Genomic DNA, 23,295 nt, shown 5'->3' on the forward strand with positions numbered 1-23,295 from the left:
CGACCATTCGACAAGTTTTGGGATTGTTAAGGGTTCCGAGGCTCAACGTCAATAAAGCAATTGGAATAAAGCAATATTTAGGTTAGAGAAAAATAAAAAAGGTGGTTTATATGGGTATAAGGGTCATGAATGGAATAAAAGAGGGTCTATCAGTATTTGTTCTATTAGTAATTGTTGCAATAACTTTAAATTTTTTAAAATTGGATATTGGATATAGCAGATTTTGGACTTATTTAGGTAACTTAGGAATCATTAATTTTTTTGATGAAAAACCATTAAATGGATTAGTTGTTTTAGGTTTTTTATTAGGTTTAATTGTTTTTGTTTTAGCTTTATTTTTTCCTGATAAAGAGAAAAATAAATAGTTATGATTTTAGGTTTTGAAACGAGTTGAAAACGAGTTTCTTCTTGTCTTGTTTTAAAATTGTTGAACGTGTCCGATTTCTACAAGCTAAGAGTAAATACAGAAAAGGGTACATTTAAGGTACAAAAAGCTTACAAGTGATTTACGATTTAAATGTAGTTAAGTTGTATCGTTTTGGTTAATAAAAATGTAGCGTTATAACATGCTTTTATTTGGCTCATATTTGCGTTTTAAGAGCTTATGTATGTTTTTAGGTATAAAACTATATGATTTACACTTAAATCTTTAAAATACCCCTTTAAAATGCAAAATAAGTATATTTGATTATCACATGTGTTTTTGAATTTAGCACGATACCATTTTGGTATGTAAGTGTGCCTTTGGATAAATAAAAAAGTCCTGGTCTATTATAGACCAGGACTTTTTTATTTATCGTTAGACCGCAACAACATTAGTTGCTTGTTCGCCACGTTGACCATCAACTATGTCGAAATCTACGCTTTGTCCATCTTCTAAAGATTTATAGCCTTCTCCAACAATGTTAGAAAAGTGAACGAATACGTCGTTACCATTTTCTCTTTCGATGAAACCAAAACCTTTTTCTGAATTAAACCATTTTACTGTACCGTTATTCATATAGAATACCTCCGAGTGCTTTTGCACATAATATTTGTAACAATTTCATTTATAAAAAAGAGGATATTCTAGAAAAATACACTACAATTAAATTCACGAGCTTTTATTACGTTAGATTAAGTATACGCTTATTTATTGGATAAGTACATCTTTATTTTTAAAAGCACGCATTTATGCCGAGAAAATTTGTTGATCGTTGAGAAGAACCCTTAACTAAACTTGAAGACGAATGTCGGCATAGCGTGAGCTATTAAGCCGACCATTCGACAAGTTTTGGGATTGTTAAGGGTTCCGAGGCTCAACGTCAATAAAGCAATTGGAATAAAGCATCTATGATTATTTAAAAATATAAGTTACAATACATTCAAAAATATTTTTGAATGAGGTGTATTATGATTCAAACGGTTATTACTGCTGCTATTCTTTATATTGCGACAGCAGTAGATTTATTAGTGATTTTATTAATATTTTTTGCTAGAGCAAAGACTAGAAAAGAATATAGAGATATTTATGTTGGTCAATATTTAGGGTCTATTATTTTAATATTAGTTAGTTTGTTTTTAGCTTTTGTATTAAATTATGTTCCAGAGAAGTGGATATTAGGTTTATTGGGTTTAATACCAATTTATCTTGGAATTAAAGTGGCTATTTATGATGATTGTGAAGGAGAAAAGAGAGCTAAAAAAGAATTGAATGAAAAAGGATTGTCTAAATTAGTTGGTACGGTTGCAATTGTTACGATAGCAAGTTGTGGTGCTGATAATATTGGTTTATTTGTTCCGTATTTTGTGACATTAAGTGTTACTAATTTATTAATTACTCTGTTTGTCTTTTTAATTTTAATTTTCTTCTTGGTATTTACTGCACAAAAATTAGCTAATATTCCAGGAGTTGGAGAAATTGTTGAGAAATTTAGTCGTTGGATTATGGCTGTTATTTATATAGCTTTAGGTTTATTTATTATTATTGAAAATGACACTATTCAAACAATTTTAGGATTTATATTTTAATTTAGGGTGTGATTTTATATGAGTTATGAAAATGCTTGTGATGTGATCTGTGTACATGAGGATAAAGTTAACAATGCTTTAAGTTTTTTAGAAGATGATAAATCTAAGAAATTACTTAACATTTTAGAAAAAATTTGTGATGAGAAGAAATTGAAAATCATATTATCTTTGATTAAAGAAGATGAGTTGTGTGTTTGTGATATTTCTTTGATATTGAAAATGAGTGTTGCTTCAACTTCACATCATTTAAGGCTTTTATATAAAAATGAGGTACTTGATTTTTATAAAGATGGAAAGATGGCATATTATTTTATTAAAGACGATGAAATAAGAGAGTTTTTCTCTAAAAATCAGGAGGGTTTTTGAAACGAGTGAAACGAGTTTCTTCTTGTCTTGATAAATCAATAATTTTAATGAATAAATTCTCCCTCTATATACTACTCCTCCTTAACAATCCTGTAGACTGTAGAACGACTTACACCTGTTTTTTCAGCAATCTCTTCGCCTGTGAGTTTTTGTTCATCATACAAGAACTTGATTTCTCTTTTTTTGTGGTCAGGTAATGAAGGACGACCGCCCTTTCTTCCTCTTGCTCTTGCAGCTTCTAAACCTTTTTTCGTACGTTCACTTAGTAAGTTAGCTTCTAATTCTGCAAATGCACTCATCATGGTAAAGAACATCTTGCCCATCGCGTCTTTCGTTGACACATTCATATCTATAATATGTAAATCAATGTTATTTTCTTCAAACCATTGAGATAACTCAATTAATTGTTTGGTTGTACGGCCTAATCTATCTAATTTGTAGATAACTAAAATATCGCCTTCTCGTAAATAATCTAAACACTTATCAAGTTCTGTTCTTTTGGTTTTACGACCACTTGCTTTCTCGCTAAAGATACGTTCACAACCATATTTCTCAAGTGTATCAATCTGTCCATCAAGACTTTGATCTTGTGTTGATACACGTGCATAACCAATTTTAGCCATTTTAATTTCTCCTTTTGAATGCTTTTATGACACCTTATCTATATAATATGCTTCTCGAGACAAATGAGAAGACTTATTTAAGTCTATAAACTCATATACTTTAATCTTTATGATACGTTGATTATAACACAAGTTTTGATACTTAAATATACAAGAAAAACCTCTTAAATTTGAATTAAGAGGTTTTGTATCAAAAACGATCGTTTTTAGATTATACTATTGTTTAGTTTTGTATAATCCATCTTGAATTAAGGACTCTAATGAAACACATAAGGGTTTAATACTTACATCATCTAATTTTAACCCTTGTCCATAATCTATATAACCGTCTGCTTTTAAAGTATTAATAATTTCTTTCGTTGTTTCTTCATCGACAAAGTTATCGTTTAATATTTTTATTATTTCTTCATTAGATTCGACATTTTTATTGAATATTAAATCTGTAACTATATTAACTTCTTCTCTTTTGAAACTTGTAATCTCTCTTCTGAAATTCATGTTTTAATCCCCCGTATATTTTTCTTCCTGATAATTCACAATATTATCCTCAATTATTCTAATGGTTTACATAATAGGCCGTTATCAGAACTACACAAACATCTTCTGTAAAAATCCTTGCTTACGTTCTTTCAATAACTCAATTTTACTCGATTGATTTTCAATTAATGAATCATATTCACTTAAAAAATTTACTATTTTAGTTTGTTCTTCTAGATTAGGTACATCAATTTTTAATTTCATAACTTCTTTTTTTGAAATATTAAATCTTGTTGATCCTTGTGAAAGTATAGTAATCTGCTTTCTCATTTTTTCGCTTCTTAAAAATCTCGTTAAGTAAATCGGTTCAATATCATCACAAGTTACGTGGAAACCAAAGCAGAAACTATTTAAATAAACATTATTTTCTTTATAAAGCCATATTGAACTCATTCCTGTTTCCTCAGGTACTTCAGAAGATGTTGTAAATAATATGTCTTTATAATTCACTTTGTTTTGCTTTTCATTTTCTTGAATATTTACTTTTTCGGTCATGTTTGCTTTGGCAATTGTATTTTTAAAGACATTCATATAAGTAATAAAATAAGAATCTCCATATCCAAAATCTTCTTTAGTTTTACTAGAAAGTCCAGAATATGTGTTACCTGTTTCTCCTAATACATATTCTTTCCAACCTGGATAATCATTCCCATTTTCATCTTTAAAACGAAGTTGTTGTGAAAATATTTGTTGCATATATCCCTTTTTCTGTTCTTCTAACAAGGATAACTTTTGTTCCTCTAATTCAATTTGACGGTCAAGTTTGTTAAAGAATCCTCCAATTTTAATGGCTTCCTCCGATGATGGTATATCAATTTTTAAATCTCTTATGCTTCTTAATGAAATAAATTTTTGAGTTCCTCCGACATTTAATTTGTAAAACTGTTTAGTAATAGAATTAGATTTAAGGAAATTTAATATGTACTCTCTTTCTTGTAGACTACTTGTTTTTAACAAGGCAACATTTTTTATAGCAAATCCATCTTTTTCCAATAAAATAGGATTCCCTATTGTTCCAATCATTCCAAACAATATATCGCCAATTTCAACTTTAGATCTTTTATTTATATCTTCATAATCTTCTTTAGAAATACTATAAGATTCGCTAAAGTCTAGTGTACTATTCTTTAAATTTTTTGAAGTTACTAACAAATAACCATCATCAGTAGGTTTAGGGCTTTCATGAGTACCATCTTTAACATCTACTATTTGATGAAGTTTCTTTGTCTCCCAAGTATTTTCAAACCCAGGAAACCTTAAATCAGGTACATTCTTCACTTCCTTAGTCATGTTTTAACACTCCTAATTCTTTTAGGTAATTATTAATTTCTTGTTCTACTTCGATAATTTCATCATCTATTTGATTTAAGTCTTTTTGAACTTGTTCTAAATCAATAGGTTTTTCTTCTTCAAATGTATCGACATATCTTGGGATATTAAGGTTATAATCATTTTCTGCAATTTCTTCTAAACTTGCCGCATAACTATATTTATCTACGGCTTCTCTATTCTTATATGTTGCTATGATTTTTTCTACTTGTTCGTCTGTTAAATGATTTTGGTTTTTACCTTTTTCAAATTCATTTGAAGCATCAATAAATAAGACATCTTGATCTGCTTCACGACATTTCTTAAATACGAGGACACATGTTGGAATGCTTGTGCCATAGAAGATATTAGCTGGCAAACCAATTGCCGCGTCTAAATAGTTTTTCTCTTCAATTAAATATTTACGTATTACTCCTTCAGCTGCACCACGGAATAAGACACCATGCGGTAAGACTACCGCCATCGTACCTTCATCATCTAAATAATGCACCATATGTTGGATAAAGGCAAAGTCTGCTTTAGATTTAGGTGCTAATTTCCCATAATTACTGAAACGCTCGTCATCATTAAATTTACTATCCGCAGACCATTTCGCACTGTATGGTGGGTTGGCTACAACAGCATCAAATTTTTCACCTTCGAATGCTGGATTTTCTAGCGTGTCATCATTTTGAATATCAAAGTTTTCATAACGCACATCATGTAACAACATATTCATTCGAGCCAAGTTATATGTTGTATTGTTACGCTCTTGACCGTTATAGCGATATACTGTTGTTTCTTTACCTACACGTAATAATAATGAACCTGAACCACATGTTGGGTCATAAACATTTCTTAATTTATCTTTACCTAATGTTACTATTTGAGCTAAGATTTTTGACACTTGTTGTGGTGTATAGAATTCTCCTGCTTTTTTACCGGCATTTGCCGCGAAACGCCCAATTAAGAACTCATAGGCATCACCTAACATATCTATTTCCATATCACTATGCACAAATGGTAAATCACCTAGGTTAACCATTACTTTACTGATGAGCGCTGTACGCTCTTTGACTGTGTTACCAAGACGTGTGGAACTTAAATCCATATCACTGAACAAACCGATAAAGTCTTCTTCACTGTTTTGCCCTAACGTAGATGTTTCAACTTTTCTAATCGCTTGCACTAAATGTTCGATGTCGAAACGTTGGTTTTCAATTTCTGTAACCATACTGCTGAATAAATCTTGTGGTTCTATATAGTAACCAACATTCTCAATTAATTCATCTTTCAAATCTTCACGATACTCTTCGTCTTCCCAAGCTTCTTCATATGTTAAATCTTCACCTGATAATGCTTCTGCAACTTCTGTTTCGGCTTTTTCTGATAAAAAGCGATAGAAGATAAGTCCTAAAATATAATTACGGAACTCACTCGCATCCATATTACCTCTTAAATCATTGGCGATGGACCATAAACGTTTATGTAATTCAGCTTGTTGTTGACGTTGTTTCTCTGTAATTGACATGTTATTTCCTCCAGTTATCAAAATGCTTTATGCTATATTTAATTAGCCTCTGTATTAGCAACGCATATCAAAACCTCTGCAATATACATTATCACAAAGGTTTGATATAGTTTCTAGCTACTGTATTTTTCTGACACTTCTTCGACAAATGATGTTACTGCTTTTTTCGTTTGACGTTTTTCTCGTAATTTTTTATCACCCACAAGCTCTTTAAGATGATCTTGGTTAACAATACCGCTATATTCATACTCACCTGTGATATCTTTAAGTACCTGTTCGTCAACCGCCTGTTGTTGCGCAAATTGATTGAATTCTGATTCACGTTTCGCATTTTCAAATAGGATATAAGCTTCATCAATATTGTCTTCTTCAGACAATTCAGGTATAACGTCATCGATAAACTCACGAAGCAAATCACGTTTCAAACGTAAAGTTGGATCATCCGCGTTGTCTAACATACGTCTAATTTGGTCACGATTACGTTGTTGCTCTGCCTTATCTTTTAAATCAATTTGTCTGACGAGATCCATGATATAGGAAACATTAATTCGATCATTACGTAAGATTTCTATTTCAAAATCAATATCGTTCAGAATAGAGACTTTTTCAACTTCACCACGTTTTGGTTTCACTTCGTCATATATTGCAAAGTATTTACTCTTATAGTCTTCAAATTCTTGTTCATTCATACCGATATTTGCTTTTGTAAAGTCAAACTCATCGAAAGCTTTCAATCTCAGCACGAGTTTTGAAACTAAACGGAAAGCCTCCACAAATGCTTTTTTCTCATTTTCATCTTGAACTTGATCCATATCTTGAGGCTTTAATGCGACAGCTTTCAATTCAGCTAAGGCGTCCACGAATTCTGCCTTATATTCATCATAATCTCTCATTAACACACGATCTGTGTCTTCAGTTTGAGAGAACAGTTTTAAGGCGTTATCTGTATTTTGTTTTAAATCACGATAATTCACGATTTTACCAAATGGTTTAGTTTCTTTTTCCACGCGGTTCGTACGTGAATAGGCTTGAATTAAGTCATGATATTTTAAGTTTTTATCGACATATAATGTGTTCAATACCTTACTATCAAAGCCCGTTAAGAACATGTTAACGACAATTAAAACATCAATTTTGTTGTCTTTGACACCTTTTTTGACATTTTTAGAGATATGATTAAAGTATTCTTGGAAGGTATCCGTTGAGAAGTTTGTACCAAAGTTCAAATTATAATCTTGTATAACCTCTTCCAATTTTCCTCTAGAATGTGCCTCATCAACTTCTCCTTCATTACGCTCTTCATTGGCGGCATAAGAGAACACGCCTGCGACTTTTAAAGGATGTTCATAGTCCTTACTGATCTTTTTAAAGGCATCATAATATTTCACAAGTGCTGGAATACTCTGAACAGTAAATATCGCTGAATATTGTCTATTTCTTGTATATTTATCGTGATTTTCTGTAATATGACGCGCAATAAGTTCAACGCGTTGATCAGATAACCAGACCTCATCAGTATTTATACCTTCAACCAATTCGTCTGTCTCTGTATCTATATTCTGAGCTTTAATTGTGTTGATATAGTCCACGGAAAAGCCCAATACATTGCCATCATGAATCGCGTCTTTAATTAAATAAGTGTGTAAACAGCGACCAAAGATGTCCGCAGTACTCCGACCATCCTGGCTTTGGTTTTCTTCAAAACGCGGTGTACCTGTAAAACCAAAATATTGTGCATTATTAAAATGTTGACGGACAATGCGATGCATATCTCCAAACTGACTACGATGACATTCATCAATAATGAATACCACTTTATCTGTCTTATATTGATCTAATGCTTCAGCATTATTCTGAATCGCTTTAGACATTTTTTGAATCGTGGTAACGATTAGTGGTAAGCTCTTATCCTTTAATTGCTTAACGAGCTGTGCCGTATTATTCGTCTTATCCACGGAACCTTTGGAGAATTTATTAAACTCCTCTTCGGTCTGGCTGTCTAAGTCCTTACGGTCGACAAGGAAAATGACTTTTTTAATGTCATCTTGTTCTGACAATACTTGACTCGCTTTAAAGGAAGTTAATGTTTTACCACTGCCTGTGGTATGCCAAATATAACCATTATTACTCGTTTCCGTTGCTTGATGTATCAAGGCTTCAACTGCATGGACTTGATATGGACGCATGGCCATAAGGATATTGTCTGTTTCATTTAAAATCATATAGCGTGAAATCATTTTAGCGATATGACACGGTCTTAAAAATGTCTCAGTAAATTCATTTAATGTATTAATACGATTATTTTCTTTATCACTCCAATAAAACATATGACTTTTATATATTTCACCATCATTATTAGAGATATAACGCGTATCGATACCATTACTAATAATAAATAATTGTATGTAGCGGAAAAGACCTGTGTAGTTTTGTTTACGATAGCGCATCACTTGATTAAATGCTTCATTGATATCAATGCCACGACGTTTAAGTTCAATTTGAACTAAAGGCAACCCGTTAATTAAAATTGTGACATCATATCTCGCTTTATATGTGTCATCTACAGATACTTGGTTGGTAATTTGAAATTTATTTTGACACCAATGTCTCGTATCCAAAAATGATAAATACACTTCAGATTCATCATCTCGTTTCAAAGGCATTTTATCACGTAATATACGCGCACTTTCAAAAATCCCTTTACCATTAATCATAGTTAACAAGCGTTGAAACTCTTTATCTGTTAAAGGGTCCCCATTTAATTTATCGGCGTGACGTTCATTTAAAATCGAACGGAAATTATCTAATAGTTGTTGTTCATTTCTAATCGTTACAGTTTCATAGCCATTAGATTTTAACTGTTCCATCATTTCAGTTTCTAACGCAAATTCACTTTGGTATACCATAACATCCCCCTAGACTTACTTATTCCTATGATAATTAATAATCATATCGTGTGATTTTATTTATATTTCAACAGTTGCCTCATAAACAATTATAACATTTAAATTGTTATGGAAATACAAACAGATGAATCATCTGTTATTGCAATGTTTTTATATTGATATTATTAAGTATAGTATATTTTTGTTTTATTGTATTTGATAACGCTTTATTTTTTGATAGCATGGAAAGTGAGTTTTATATAAGGGAGATGTATTAATGAAATTTAGAAAATTAGGGATGTTAGGTTTGTCTTCTTTTATTATTTTAAGTGCTTGTGGTCAAAATACAGACAATAATAATAAAAAAGACAATGATCAAACACAAGAAAGGGATAAGAAATCAGATGAAACTGAAAAGCAATCAAATGATGAAGTAGCAGAAAACAATCAAAATACAAAGAATCAATCTCAAGGTGAGTCTAATGCTGCAGAAGCAACAAATGAAGCAAATAGCCAAAATAGCAGAACTATAACAATTGATGAAGCAAAATCTATCGCTTTTAACTCCGAAGACATACTCAATTTCACTCAAAATAAAGATGAACTGATTTACAATAAAGATAAAAGTAATAATGATGAAATTTTTATTGAAACACCTTTTGGTGGGATAAACGAATCCGTCAAGCACCACGCAATTATAGATAAAAATACAGGGAAAATTATCAAAACGGGTGGTGCTATTACCTCTCCAGATGGACCTATAAAAGCTGAAAATGGTTATATAGACAAAGATATCTATAATTCAACTACTGATTTTTACAATACTTACGTATACAAAAAAGGAATGCCTGAGTTTGAAACTGCTACTTCTGATGTTCCAGAACAAAAATATAAAGAACTTTCAAACATCGTAGGTAATTATTGGCAAAAAGAACAAGGATATGACAATGAGTCAAATCAATCAACATCAAATAACAACCAGTCTCAAAATGAAAAAGAGAATAATCAAACAAGTGATGATAGTAAACAATCAACGAAAAAAGATGCAAAAGTTGACCAAAACCGAGAGAACATTGAAACAAATAATGATGAATCCAATCAAAAACAAAATAATGAAGAACAGCAAGAAAATAGTAACGAGGAAGCTTCGCAAAATGAGGAACGTGAGGATCCAAATCAACAAATAGAACAACCATCTAGCGAAGATAAGCAAAATCCAGATGCAGCACAAGAAAATGATAACCAAAACAATGATGAAAATACTGATGGTAACAACTATGAAAATGAACAATCTCAAGATGTAGAATCAAAAAGCACAGAAAATGACAAAGAAACTTCAAACGCTTCATAAATATAAAAATATTATTATCAAAAGGAGTCTTTAATTGGTTAGTGTTACACAAAGAATTTCACAAATTAAACAACCCCGTGGTGGGTATTTAAACAGAAAATCATTTGAAGTTAAGCAACTAGAACCAGAAACACTTATAGATACAAAATATGAAAATATAGCACCTCAAACAATTGGTTTAGTCGTAGACTACCTTACTCGTATGGTTATAAATCAAGACAAAGAAAAATCATTTGCCATATCGTTAACTGGCGCAAAATTAGCTGGGGAATTACAAACAGCCGAATCATTGTTAAAAGATATTAATGATAATGATGATCTATCTATTATTAAAGCATGTCAATTGGTAAATTACGATATGGTATATAGAGCAGGAAGCATGCCTAAAGAATTTAAAATTCCAGATCAAGACACAATTAATAATATAAAATCACTTATAAACAGAAGTCTTTCATTTTTTAATCAAATTGGTGAAGTTAAAATGGATGGTTTCACATTTGAGGGTGGTTATACAAGCATTATTGATACTGGAGATGGCGACTTTCTAACTGAAGATACTTTGTGGGATTTTAAAGTTTCAAAACAACTACCACAGAAAAACAGTACGCTTCAATTAGTGATATATTATTTAATGGGTAAGGCATCTCAAAAGCCTACCTTTGAGAATATACGTTACATTGGTATTTATAATCCAAGATTCAACCAAATTTATAAATATGATATGACACAGGCTGATTCAGAAATGATTGAAACAATCCAAAAATGTGTTATTGGATACGATTAATATAAATATATGAAACATTTTAAGGGATGGTGTATTTGAAAATGAAAAAAACAATAACTAGTTTAGCAGTAGCTACATTGTTGTTATCAGCTTCAGGTGTTGTTAAAGCAGCTGAAAATAAAGAAGATTGGGATGAACCTGTTTTTATTAAAGGCGCTGACTTAGAAGGGCAAGATTTACAACAAACTGAGAATGATCTAGGCGTTGATGATAACTATGAAACTTATAATGTTAACGTCAATGATGTGAGTAATTATATGCCAAACAGCAGTAATCTAAGTTATATTTATTCAAGTGCAACAATTGAACATAAAAAATGGGGTAAGGGTGTTGATGTGAAAATTGATACACCAGATAACATTACAAAAGTGACATCTGAACAATATCAAAATGCTGCAATTACGGCAGGAATTAAAAATGCAGAAATACATATAGCTTCTGTAGAACCAGTAACGGGTGAAGGTGCTTTAGCAGGTATTTATAAAACGTATAAAGAAAAAGGTAACGATCTAAATACTGAAGATATTCAAAATTCAAACCAAGAAATGAATGATTTAGGTACAATTTCGGAAGAAAATAAAGGTAAAGATGGGTATTCAGATGAAGCTTTAAATGCTTCTATAGCAGATATTAAAGAACAACTTGCAGATATTAAACAAAATCAAGATAAACAAATTACACAACAACAAGTTGAAGACACTGTTAATAAAGTCCTCGATGAACGTGGTTTATCAGAAATATTATCAAATAATCAAATTCAAATGATTAATAATAATATGGTGAATGTGGCAAACTCTAATGCCTTAACTTCCGATCCTAAAGCATTTAAACAAAATGCTAAAGATGTATTAAAAAATATTGAAAAAAACTCTGATGATTTATTGAATAAAGCGAAGGATAAAGCCAAAGATTTGAATACAGAAGAAAATAGAAATCTCCTTCAACGCATATGGGACGGTATTGTGGAAATTATTCAATCGATCATTCAATTTTTCTCTAATCTGTTAAATAAATTATAAAGTTGTTTAAAAAAGAGAAGACACAATGTGTCTTCTCTTTTTTAGCAATATCACTAATAAGGGGAACCTTATCAAAAACCGCATCATTTATGATATGCTTCTCCCTTCATAATCTTAAATGCACGATAGATTTGTTCTAGCAGAATCACGCGCATCATTTGATGTGGGAAGGTCATCTTACTAAATGAAAGGGCATAGTCACTGCGTGCTAAGACGTCTTGATGGATCCCATTTGAGCCGCCTATGACAAATACGAAATCGCTTTGGCCCTGAGTCATGCGTTGGTCTAAGTTTTGAGCAAGCTTTTCGGATGTCAGCATGTTTCCTTCAATCTCAAGTGTGATCACGGTTTGTTGTGGTTTTATCTTACCGAGTAGACGGTCCCCCTCTTTAGCTTTCACTTGTTCGATTTCTTTGTCACTCATATTTTCTGGCGCTTTTTCATCCGGAACTTCTATCAATTCCACTTTGGTGTATGCACTCAATCTTTTTTCATATTCTGCGATTGCTTGTTTCCAATATTTCTCTTTTAATTTACCTACAGAAAGTATCGTTATCTTCACTTTTGTGCCTCCAATTATGTAAAACAAGTAAGTTATTATAGTTATCCACAAGTTGTACACTTGTTAACAGCTTTCCCTCTTATTATAGCAATAATGTATACAGATTATTAACTTATTTGGGGATTTTTAGGGATAAATAAGCTTTTTTGTTGTTTATTTGTGGATAACTCTGTGTATAATGTGGGTATTTTGCTGTGAATTGTGCACAACACTGAATAACTTTGTGCATAACTTACATGTTTTTGCGGTCTGTCTTACATAGTTATTCACAGGATTTACGTTTTCTATACATTTTTTACAGAAAAACAGCATTGTCTTCACGTTTTTTACTTAGTATGTTTATTCATTACTTATTATTTCAAATTTTCTCACCACCATTTTCGATAAATCACCTCTATACTGCGGTCACAATGACCTCCTTTTGTCCCGAAAAAAAGAGCCAAAAGTTAATTCTTCTGACTCGTCAAAAATGCGATTAGCACTCAATTTTAATAACTGAGTCTACCCGCTGTCTCATAATGTATAAATTGGAGTAGCCTCTGCTTTATCAGTATCACAAAGCAAGACTTCTTTATTTGTATCAATATCATGCTCATTGAGCACTTGACCGACACTCATGCGCGCTAAATCTTTCATATTGTTATCTTGAGATAAATGAGAGAGGTAAATACGTTTCGTATTTCCTGTGATAACATCCGTCATCGCTAGTCCTGCATCTTCATTAGACACATGCCCTGTGTCACTGAGTATACGTTGTTTCGTATTCCAAGGATAACGACACATGCGCAACATATCCACATCATGGTTGCTTTCAAACATAAAGCAATCACTACCCTGAATCATACCTTTCATACGGTCTGAGACATATCCTGTATCCGTTAAGATCGTAAATTTCTTATAGTTATTATGGAAAATATAAAACTGTGGATCTATCGCATCATGAGACACATTAAATGATTCAATATCAAATCCGGCGATATTTTGTGTTTCATATGGGTTAAAGATAAATTTTTGCTCCATAGGAATCTTATTATCTTTTTTCTCAATCGCTGACCATGTCTTTTCATTCGCATAGACAGGTAGGTGATATTTTCGAGCGAGAACGCCTAAACCTTTAATATGATCCACATGCTCGTGTGTCACTAGAATCCCGCTTAAATCTTCTATTTTTTTATCAATTTGCGCAAAGAGGCCTTCCATTTTCTTGCCGGTTAAGCCTGCATCCACAAGCAAGCTTCCTTTTTCACTTTCTACATAAGTGGCATTGCCTGTACTACCACTCGCTAACACACTCATTCGTATCAAGTAATTTCACCCTTTCTAGCCTTAAACAACGACATATATTTGACTTTTATACTACCGGCATACTTCCGGTTCACTTACTTGATTCTTTAACTATTCTATTATACCAGTATGTGTGTGCTATTTCTAAAATCTGCTACGGCGTCTTGTACTATTTTCGAAAAACCCTCACTACTCTTTCTCGTTAATTTTCCTTCACAACGTGGGGATCATTACCCACCGCTTCAACATAATAAGTGGTTGTCTTACCTTTATGTTTCACATCAATCGCCCAATTGGATTGAAGGACTTGTACATTAGGTTCTTTAACGAAGGTGTAATAACCTAAATGGATATTGGATACTTCATCGTGACGTTCTAAATAACGATTAAAGTATAGTGTTTCAATTGCAGAACGTGCAGAGTTCACTTGTTCTGGTTCATTATTTTCACCATTTGAAGGCTTGATATGACTCATCAATGTTTGTTCAAAACGGGTTGCCTTACCATTTTCAATCTTGAACGTTAGACGTGCTTTACTATTATCCATCACTGGAAAGCCTTTGTGCACTTGTTCAAATACAGCTTCATCATCATTGATGCTTCTTAATTCATATGCCTTACCGTCATATATTTTATCGCGCACATACGCTTTAAGGTCATCTGTTTGGTCTTCGCTGACTTCAATCGTGCGATCGATATCGCCTTTGAGTGTAGTTCCGTCATTTTCTGTCGCCACTTTACTATGGCTCTTCGCATATTCTGAAAAATCGTTACTGCGAGCAGTGAGTAATTGGGTTTTTAGATTTTTCGTTGTAGGTAAATCACCCGGAATACTGATTTGTTCTTGTTTAAAATTGACTTTATTTTCTTGTTCACTGTCTTGAATATGAGACTGATTGACTTTATTCGCATAAATCACGATCAACATGATGTTGACTAAAATAAATACAAAGATAAATGCTGTCTTCGCGCGTTTCCAGTTCATTTATTTTAGCCCCCCATTTCCATCGTATTCGTGCCAGTCACCTTTATACTCGATAAACCAGCGTGGGATGAGTTCACTGTTACGTTGAATTTCAATATCGTTTTTATCAGGGTTATCGTTGATCGCATAACCAATCGTCATATTAGATACCGCTTCGAAATTAATATTTGGGTTATTTGCGAGTGATGCACGTACTTTTTCTACCCCATCGAGTGTTTTCTCTTCGTCACCGCTATCGATGGTGATGTTCGTTTTCAACAGGGCACGGCTATAGCTAAAGATACCGTGGTCGCCCCAAGACACACGTAATGATTCTAAATCGTCTTCGTTAAATGTTGGACGGCCATTAAAGAACATTTGATACATCAGCTCACCGCTTTTGTCATCTTTATCAAAGAGACGGAAATCATCGGTAAAGCCGCCGTGATGGTTGATATAATCAAACGTACTTGGAATAACCTCTTTCATATTTTTCGAGCTGTTTCTGTCCTCAGATAAGTTTTTATATTGATATTTTTCACTTCGGTCGTTGTAGTTTGCGACGCCTGTATTATTATTGTACGTCGTCGTACCACTTTTCGCACTGCGCACCACCACAGAATCATTAAAGAGGATAGCGTTCATCGTATCCACACTAAAATGACTGTAAATCGTACGATATGATTTTAATTTTTGTTCTTCACTTGGCGCAAAAATGTGCGTCGCTTTATCTACAGTATCTTTATTCGTAATTATTTCCGCATACGGTTTCATTTTCTTGTCTAGGTTGTCGAGTGTATCGGAAAATTGAGTTGCTGATGCTGAGGATTTCATTTTCACCACATCATGACGGTCCTTACTAATCGCATACATTTGTAGTTTGCCGTTCTGATCCTCATTAATCAACAGACGGTTAAAGTTGAAGTCATTTGGCACTCTCGCCTCGATGTTCATCACTTGTCCGAGATACGTGGAGAGTGGCATGTCATAAGAAAAATCAAACACGACAAAGTCATCGCTCAAATCAGGAATAATCAAGTTATGCTCACTGTGCATATGTTGGGTATGCGTCACTTTCTGATCTTGAATGACTTTATTGATTTTTTTAACACTGTCACGATGTGCTTCCATCCCTTTAACGTCACCTTCATTAGAATGAATCAGTTGGTAAGGGGTGATGACTTCATCCATCGACACATTATTCGGTTTCCCAATCGTTTGAGACTGGTTCTCTGTTTTATCGTCTTCGGTCCGATCTACATCGGAGACATCTGGCGAGAAATTCCATGTCATATAGGTGAGGACGATGCTGAGAAGGACAAGTGCAATAAGTACGGCTGATTTAGCTATCTCTTTACTCGACATCCCAATCACCGTCTTCTATGACTTCACAAGGAAGTGTAATAAAGATTGACGTACCTTGTCCTTCGACACTATTCGCCCAAATACGTCCGTTATGTGCTTCGACAATTTCTTTAGAGATGGCAAGTCCAAGACCTGTACCACCCATTTTACGTGTACGTGCTTTATCTACACGGTAGAAACGATCAAAGATCTTGTTCACTTTGTTGAGTGGTATACCGATACCATTATCTTTGATGCGGATCGTCATACGGTTGTATAACGCATTTTGTTTCACGTGAAACTCAACGCGTTTGTCGCCGCGAGAGTATTTCATCGCGTTGGTGATAACATTATCAAACACTTGGGTCATCTTATCTGGATCGATTTCAGTGAAGATCGTATCATTTGGAATTTCACGTACAAATGTTGTATCTTTCGCTGACATTTCGTGGCGGTTAATAATTTTATTAATGAACATGTTGAAGTCGACAATTTCTTTAGTAATTTGATCTGATTCGTTATCCATTTTAGATAACTGTAAGAGATCGTTAACTAGTCGAATCATACGTTCAGTTTCTTCTCGTGTGACAGATAAGAATTGTGGTGCAATCTCTTCATCTTTCCAAGCACCTTCTTCAAGCGCTTCGATGTAACTATTCATGGATGTTAGTGGCGTACGCAATTCGTGTGAAACGTTCGCAACGAATTCACGACGTTCACGTTCGACTTGTTGTTGTTCGGTTACATCGTGTAACACGGCAATATAACCTGTAACAAAGCCAGTATCTTGCACGATGGTACTGAAGTTAACACGTGCGATAATATTTTCTTCTTCGTTGATATCGAGCAAGAAGCTATCGCTATTTTCTTGGATTTCATCTAGTGAATAATCCGCTTCTAAATCTAAGACTTTCAACAAGTAATCGCCAATGACTTCATCTTTCGTCGTGCCAAGCATTTTCAGTGCCATATCGTTAATAATGCGCACACGGCCGCGGCGATCGGTTGCTAAAATACCATCACTCATATGTCTGATGACAGAGTCGAGTCGCCGTTTTTCACTTTCTGTATTAGCTTGTGCTTCTTGTACACGTTTGGATAGATTGTTGAAGGCGAGTGCGAGTTCACCAATTTCGTCATTACCGTAGATTTTTACACGTTGGGTATAGTTCCCTTTCGCCATTTCTACGGTTTGGTTACGCATATCTGTGATTGGTTTCGTAATCGTACGGGCAATGAAGAACCCGAGAATGATGGTGATAATAAGCGAAATCGCCGTACCTACGATAAAGATTTGGTTAATATTGCTGAGTTGGTTATATACATTGTTGATGTCGGCTTCGATATAAATGACACCCAATGTACCTTCTGCAGTCTTCACTGGTAAGTTATAGACCCACACACGTTGTTTCCCATTACCGTAATCTTTTAGAATCGTTTGGTTATTCGGTTCTCCGAGTGATAGGGTTTTCTGGATGGAGCTGTCGTTTGTTTTTTTGTATAAATAACGACTGCGGTTAGACTGCTTGGAGGTTGCCAGGATGGTTTGTTCTTTATCAATGTAGCGAATTTCTATAATTTCTTGACGGTTGGCATACTCATTAAGTAAGTTTTGGACTTCTTTCGAGACATTGACCTGACTGTCATTTTCATAAATTTTTTCTACGTTAATTTCAATTTGTTTCGCATATTGAGAGATATTATTTTTAAACGTTTGTGTCAGTTCTTTCTCTAAACTATTTGTGAAATACAATCCGATGATTTGCATCCCAATAATAATGAGCAAGACATAAACGATAACGAGTTTGGTGTGTAGAGATTGAAAGTGTTTAAGCCATTTCATTTAACGCAGCCTCTTAATCGTGCTGTTGTAAGAAGTATCCTACACCACGACGCGTTACAATATACTCTGGATGAGAAGGATCATCTTCTATTTTTTCACGTAAACGACGAATCGTTACGTCTACTGTTCGTACATCACCGAAATAATCATATCCCCACACCGTTTGTAATAGATGTTCACGTGTCATTACTTGTCCCATATGTTTAGATAAGTAATGGAATAATTCGAATTCACGATGCGTTAATTCAATGTCTTCACCGCGTTTTTTAATTGAATACGCATCTGGGAAAATTACGATATCTTTGATTGTTATTTCGTTAGATGTATCTTCTGTATCTGTCGCAGGTTGTGAATAATGACGACGTAAGTTTGCTTTCACACGTGCGATGAGTTCACGTGTACTGAATGGTTTTGTTACGTAATCATCTGCACCGAGTTCTAAGCCTAACACTTTATCAATTTCTGAGTCTTTCGCTGTAAGCATAATAATAGGCATTTCATATTTTTTACGAACCTCACGGCAGACTTCCATGCCGTCACGACCTGGAAGCATGATATCTAATAATACGATGTCAGGTTCTACCTCATATATTAAATCAATCGCATCGTTTCCGTCATAAGCACAATGCACTGCATAACCTTCTTTATTCAGATTAAATTCTAAAATATCAGCAATTGGTTTTTCATCATCGACTACAACAATTTTTCTAGCCATTTTTATAAACCTCATTTCTCGATTATGATGACAGTTAATGTTCTTTTTGTATTTTCTTCTACACTGTATAATTTACCATTTATAGTGGGTTAATTCTATGAAACTAAATAAAACATTATATTGCTATATTGTACCATATCATGACTATTTTTTAATTCCCTTAAAACTATGGTGACTACGGTAGGCCCTTCTTAGTTAACGAATATGAATCTATTAAGTGAACCTAGTTTCAAAATGAATGGTTATAGATGTATGCGTTGTTTGGAAAATGTACACAATGTCGCATATCTTGAGTAACACGCATCATTCAAAAATTTGCATACAAAAAGAGGATGACACGCGTCACCCTCGGATGAAAAATGAATGCATAAAAAAATGCCCATCCTATTGGAAGGGCAAGACGGTCCCGATGGGATTCGAACCCACGCTCTCCTGCGTGACAGGCAGGCGTGTTAACCGCTACACTACGGGACCTAAATTGAATGGTGACTCCTACGGGACTCGAACCCGTGTTACCGCCGTGAAAGGGCGGTGTCTTAACCGCTTGACCAAGGAGCCTGTCTCAAGCACAGAATTTATTATAGCAACAGTTCAGTAGGAACACAACCTTTTTTCGCAACTTTTTAAGTGGACTTTTATACATTAGTTGTATATTGAGTTAAATGTTAACGAAGTATCGTATTTGTTTTTATCGGTTTATTAATAAGTGGTTAAGCGCTTACGCTTTTTATTTCATTTTTCATTCATTTTATAAAAATGTATATTCATAAATGTTGATGATGTGAGGAAGTTGAGATATTTAAATTTGTTGTTAGACGGGTATATGTTGTTGTAAACTTATCAACTTTTTGTTTATTTGATAAACTAATACTAAAAGAGAGAGAACAGTTGTCCCTCCTGTATCTTGTAAATCAGAAGCTAATAGAGGTGTATTTACTATGCTAATCACTATTCTCATTATTTTAATATTAACTATACTTATTCCGACTATTTATTTTGGAATACAATACATTAAATTAAAAAAAGCCCATGCCTCAGATCAAAAATTCGAACATTTAACGGCTAATATGATGCGAGCAGACAGCATAATTATTCCTATCATGTTACTCCTCGTTGTATTGCTCTATATTTTCCATTAATATAAAAACCCGCTCCATTCGATCAACAATGAAGCGGGTTTTCTCTATTTATTTCAATTACCAAAGTTCTGTTAAAAGATTGGTTTGATTACGATCTGGACCAACTGAGAAGATTGAAATGTTTACGTCACAAAGTTCTGCAATGCGTTCTAAGTAGTGACGTGCATTGTCAGGTAATTCTTCTAAGCTGCGGCAACCTGTAATATCTTCGTTCCAACCTGGAAGTTCTTCAAAGATTGGTTTGCAGCGTTTTAGATCGTTTAAGTTTGCTGGGTACTCTGTAATTTCTTCCCCATCTAATTCGTATGCGGTACAAATTTTAACTGTATCTAAACCAGTTAACACATCAATAGAGTTAATAGAAAGGTCTGTAATACCGCTCACACGGCGAGAGTGACGTAATACCACAGAGTCGAACCAACCGACACGTCTTGGGCGTCCTGTTGTTGTACCGTATTCATGTCCGACTTCACGGATGTGGTGACCATCATCATCAAATAATTCAGTTGGGAATGGACCATCACCGACACGTGATGTATAGGCTTTACATACACCAATCACTTTAGAGACAAACGTTGGACCTACACCTGCCCCCACTGTCACGTTACCAGCAACAGGGTTACTAGATGTAACAAATGGGTACGTACCATGGTCGATATCTAACATCACACCTTGTGCACCTTCGAAGAGTACTTTTTCATCTGCTTGGTGTGCATCATCTAACACTTTTGCAGTATCTGTAACAAACGGTGCGAGACGTTGACCTGCCGCATAATATTCCTCAAAAATGTCATCGAATGTTGGACAAGATTTACCAAACATACCTTGGAAATAGTCTTCTTTATATGCGAGGTTCGCTTTCAATTGTTCGCTAAATGCATCTTTATCTAGTAAATCTGCCATGCGAATACCCATACGTTGTGCTTTATCTACATAAGCTGGACCAATTCCTTTTTTCGTCGTACCAATTTTATTATCTCCGCGACGTTCTTCTTCATATTCATCTTGTTTTAAGTGATAAGGTAGAATCACTTGTGCGCGGTTTGAAATACGTAGATTATCAGTAGAGATGCCACGTTCGTTTAAACCATCTAATTCTTTTAATAATGCGACTGGATCAACGACCACGCCGTTACCAATCACTGCTAATTTATCTTTATAAAAAATACCTGATGGTACTAAGTGTAATTTATATGTTTCTCCGTCAAATTTAATGGTATGTCCTGCGTTATTACCTCCTGAAAAGCGTGTAATAACATCTGCCTGCTCTGCTAAGAAGTCCGTGATTTTTCCTTTTCCTTCGTCTCCCCATTGTGTCCCAACTACTACGATTGATGACATGTGAGCACCTCCAAGTTTTTGTCAATTTACCATTAAGTATTCTATCAATATCACCTTGATAATGCAAATAAAAATCGAACATTATTTATCGTGTGATTTCTTAATGATTTGTGAAATCTCAAAACCATCAAATTCATAATAAACGCCTTTATATAAAGGGTTTAGCCGTTTAAAGTTTATTTTCAATACACATACTTCTTCAAAAAATTGTACTTAGAATCAAAACGAAACCCACACATTAAATATATTTTAAATAAAAATGTACGGGTTTTAACCTATTGATTAAGATCCCATATCGGCATGCGCATAATCAATATCAGTAAATTTATTATATTGTTTCATGAAGTGTAATTTCACGGTACCAGTAGGGCCGTTACGTTGTTTAGCGATAATGATTTCTATCTCCCCGTTATCGTCATTCGTCTGTGGTTCAAAGCCGCCACCATCATCGTCATCTTCATCATCACCGCGGTTATAATAATCTTCACGGTATAAGAATGCGACGATATCGGCGTCTTGCTCGATCGAACCAGACTCACGAATGTCACTCATCATCGGGCGTTTATCTTGTCGTTGTTCTACGCCACGTGAGAGCTGACTGAGGGCAATGACCGGGCATTCTAATTCACGCGCAATCGCTTTTAATGTTCGAGAGATTTCAGATACTTCTTGTTGTCGGTTATCACTATAACGTGAGCCACTACCTTGGATGAGTTGTAGATAGTCAATGACAATCATATCTAAGCCGTGTTCTTGCTTTAAGCGACGGCATTTCGATCTGATGTCTGTTACACGGATACCCGGAGTGTCATCGATGAAAATTTTCGTCCGGGACAGCTTACCTACTGCGATGGTGAATCGGTTCCAGTCTTCTTCTGTCATTTCACCAGTACGCAAGCGGTTAGAGTCCACATTACCGGAACTACAAATCATCCGCGTTGCCAATTGGTCTGCACCCATTTCAAGTGAGAAAATACCGACCGTGTACTGTGCTTCGTTCGTCGCTACCTTTTGTGCGATATTCAGTGCGAAGGCAGTCTTACCTACTGATGGACGTGCTGCCAAAATAATTAAATCATTGCGATTAAAACCAGCTGTCATTTGATCCAAATCACGGTAGCCTGTCGGTATACCTGGTGTCTGTCCGCTATTTTGATCGAGTAATTCCGCATTTTCATAAACATCACCGAGAATGTCACGAATTTCTTTAAATCCTTCGCTCTGTCTCGTATTCGATAAGTCTAAGATACGTCTTTCTGCGTCACTCAATACAGAGTCTAAATCAAGTTCGTCATTGTAGCCATCTTTCGCGATACTGTCAGCAACTTGAATCAGTCTTCGTTTGGCTGCATGTTTATATACGATATCGATGTAATAATCTATGTTTCGCGTCGTTGGTACAACGGTAGAAAGTTCACCTAAGTATTCAGCGCCACCCGCTTCATTTAAACGTCCTTCTTGGATGAGTTTATCCATCAATGTCACCGCATCAATCTCACGTTCATCCTGGTTCAGTTCCATCATTGCTCTAAAGATATGTTGATGGGCTCCACGATAAAATGACTCAGGAAGCAGCACTTCCTGAGTTGAATTGATGAGTTTTGGATCTATGATAATGGCGCCTAAAACAGACTGCTCTGCCTCATTACTATGTGGCATTTGGTTTTGCTGGTTCATTTCATCCATTT

20 protein-coding genes and 2 tRNA genes are annotated in these 23,295 nt (G+C 34.5%); 6 read left to right on the forward strand and 16 right to left on the reverse strand.

The genetic code is table 11. From position 1 onward, the window contains the following. Positions 1-110 precede the first annotated feature (110 nt). On the forward strand, positions 111-365 hold the full coding sequence (locus tag ACSBRB_RS07910) for a hypothetical protein (protein WP_107634469.1): 255 nt from the start codon (positions 111-113) through the stop codon (positions 363-365). 434 nt (positions 366-799) lie between these two features. Here ACSBRB_RS07910 and ACSBRB_RS07915 read toward each other — a convergent pair whose 3' ends face one another. Further along, complete coding sequence (locus ACSBRB_RS07915; RefSeq protein WP_001059083.1) at positions 800-1,000, reverse strand: cold-shock protein; 201 nt, start codon at positions 998-1,000, stop codon at positions 800-802. Positions 1,001-1,392: 392 nt separating this feature from the next. Here ACSBRB_RS07915 and cadD point away from each other — a divergent pair, with 392 nt between their 5' ends. Continuing rightward, the gene (gene cadD, locus ACSBRB_RS07920; protein ID WP_050960617.1) at positions 1,393-2,010 is read left to right on the forward strand and encodes a cadmium resistance transporter CadD; all 618 of its coding nucleotides are present in this window, start codon (positions 1,393-1,395) and stop codon (positions 2,008-2,010) included. Between the two features lie 18 nt (positions 2,011-2,028). Next, on the forward strand, positions 2,029-2,376 hold the full coding sequence (locus tag ACSBRB_RS07925; RefSeq protein WP_002508637.1) for an ArsR/SmtB family transcription factor: 348 nt from the start codon (positions 2,029-2,031) through the stop codon (positions 2,374-2,376). Between the two features lie 71 nt (positions 2,377-2,447). Here the strand turns inward: ACSBRB_RS07925 and ACSBRB_RS07930 are convergent, their stop codons facing one another. From ACSBRB_RS07930 to ACSBRB_RS07950, 5 genes are all read right to left on the reverse strand, one after another. Further along, entirely contained in the window at positions 2,448-2,999 is a 552-nt protein-coding gene (locus tag ACSBRB_RS07930) for a recombinase family protein (protein WP_092600172.1), read from the reverse strand. 216 nt (positions 3,000-3,215) lie between these two features. Next, complete coding sequence (locus tag ACSBRB_RS07935; protein ID WP_435032357.1) at positions 3,216-3,497, reverse strand: hypothetical protein; 282 nt, start codon at positions 3,495-3,497, stop codon at positions 3,216-3,218. 90 nt (positions 3,498-3,587) lie between these two features. Further along, positions 3,588-4,826: a restriction endonuclease subunit S gene (locus ACSBRB_RS07940; RefSeq protein WP_435032358.1), complete on the reverse strand. Its 1,239-nt coding sequence runs from the start codon at positions 4,824-4,826 to the stop codon at positions 3,588-3,590. Beyond that, the gene (locus ACSBRB_RS07945) at positions 4,819-6,375 is read right to left on the reverse strand and encodes a type I restriction-modification system subunit M (RefSeq protein WP_435032359.1); all 1,557 of its coding nucleotides are present in this window, start codon (positions 6,373-6,375) and stop codon (positions 4,819-4,821) included. The genes ACSBRB_RS07940 and ACSBRB_RS07945 overlap by 8 nt, the downstream gene beginning before the upstream one ends. A 113-nt stretch (positions 6,376-6,488) precedes the next feature. Next, the gene (locus tag ACSBRB_RS07950; protein WP_002511775.1) at positions 6,489-9,281 is read right to left on the reverse strand and encodes a type I restriction endonuclease subunit R; all 2,793 of its coding nucleotides are present in this window, start codon (positions 9,279-9,281) and stop codon (positions 6,489-6,491) included. 256 nt (positions 9,282-9,537) lie between these two features. Here ACSBRB_RS07950 and ACSBRB_RS07955 point away from each other — a divergent pair, with 256 nt between their 5' ends. The 3 genes from ACSBRB_RS07955 to ACSBRB_RS07965 are packed head-to-tail and all read left to right on the forward strand — an operon-like array spanning position 9,538 to position 12,414. After that, entirely contained in the window at positions 9,538-10,611 is a 1,074-nt protein-coding gene (locus tag ACSBRB_RS07955) for a hypothetical protein (protein WP_435032360.1), read from the forward strand. Positions 10,612-10,645: 34 nt separating this feature from the next. Beyond that, complete coding sequence (locus tag ACSBRB_RS07960) at positions 10,646-11,395, forward strand: hypothetical protein (RefSeq protein ID WP_268222720.1); 750 nt, start codon at positions 10,646-10,648, stop codon at positions 11,393-11,395. Between the two features lie 41 nt (positions 11,396-11,436). After that, positions 11,437-12,414 carry a DUF1002 domain-containing protein gene (locus tag ACSBRB_RS07965; RefSeq protein ID WP_268222719.1) on the forward strand — a complete coding sequence of 326 codons (978 nt, stop codon included), beginning with the start codon at positions 11,437-11,439 and terminating at the stop codon, positions 12,412-12,414. Positions 12,415-12,497: 83 nt separating this feature from the next. Here the strand turns inward: ACSBRB_RS07965 and rlmH are convergent, their stop codons facing one another. The 10 genes from rlmH to dnaB form a co-directional block, all read right to left on the reverse strand. Then, complete coding sequence (gene rlmH / locus ACSBRB_RS07970) at positions 12,498-12,977, reverse strand: 23S rRNA (pseudouridine(1915)-N(3))-methyltransferase RlmH (protein ID WP_059107021.1); 480 nt, start codon at positions 12,975-12,977, stop codon at positions 12,498-12,500. Positions 12,978-13,490: 513 nt separating this feature from the next. Further along, the gene (locus ACSBRB_RS07975) at positions 13,491-14,273 is read right to left on the reverse strand and encodes an MBL fold metallo-hydrolase (RefSeq protein WP_103170835.1); all 783 of its coding nucleotides are present in this window, start codon (positions 14,271-14,273) and stop codon (positions 13,491-13,493) included. A gap of 190 nt (positions 14,274-14,463) precedes the next feature. Beyond that, a complete protein-coding gene (locus tag ACSBRB_RS07980) occupies positions 14,464-15,246 on the reverse strand; it encodes a two-component system regulatory protein YycI (protein ID WP_435032361.1) in 783 nt (260 codons plus the stop codon). Further along, a complete protein-coding gene (locus ACSBRB_RS07985; protein WP_059107024.1) occupies positions 15,247-16,590 on the reverse strand; it encodes a YycH family regulatory protein in 1,344 nt (447 codons plus the stop codon). After that, entirely contained in the window at positions 16,580-18,412 is a 1,833-nt protein-coding gene (gene walK, locus ACSBRB_RS07990) for a cell wall metabolism sensor histidine kinase WalK (RefSeq protein WP_107398195.1), read from the reverse strand. The genes ACSBRB_RS07985 and walK overlap by 11 nt, the downstream gene beginning before the upstream one ends. A 13-nt stretch (positions 18,413-18,425) precedes the next feature. After that, a complete protein-coding gene (gene yycF, locus ACSBRB_RS07995; protein WP_435032362.1) occupies positions 18,426-19,127 on the reverse strand; it encodes a response regulator YycF in 702 nt (233 codons plus the stop codon). A gap of 401 nt (positions 19,128-19,528) precedes the next feature. Further along, positions 19,529-19,601 (reverse strand) — tRNA-Asp (locus ACSBRB_RS08000). A gap of 9 nt (positions 19,602-19,610) precedes the next feature. Further along, positions 19,611-19,685, reverse strand: a tRNA-Glu gene (locus ACSBRB_RS08005). A gap of 638 nt (positions 19,686-20,323) precedes the next feature. Further along, the gene (locus tag ACSBRB_RS08010; RefSeq protein WP_059107028.1) at positions 20,324-21,607 is read right to left on the reverse strand and encodes an adenylosuccinate synthase; all 1,284 of its coding nucleotides are present in this window, start codon (positions 21,605-21,607) and stop codon (positions 20,324-20,326) included. 282 nt (positions 21,608-21,889) lie between these two features. Continuing rightward, a complete protein-coding gene (dnaB, locus tag ACSBRB_RS08015) occupies positions 21,890-23,293 on the reverse strand; it encodes a replicative DNA helicase (protein WP_059107029.1) in 1,404 nt (467 codons plus the stop codon). Between the last annotated feature and the right edge of the window lie 2 nt (positions 23,294-23,295).

The organism is Staphylococcus auricularis (genome assembly GCF_051172115.1).
Classification (GTDB): domain Bacteria; phylum Bacillota; class Bacilli; order Staphylococcales; family Staphylococcaceae; genus Staphylococcus; species Staphylococcus auricularis_A.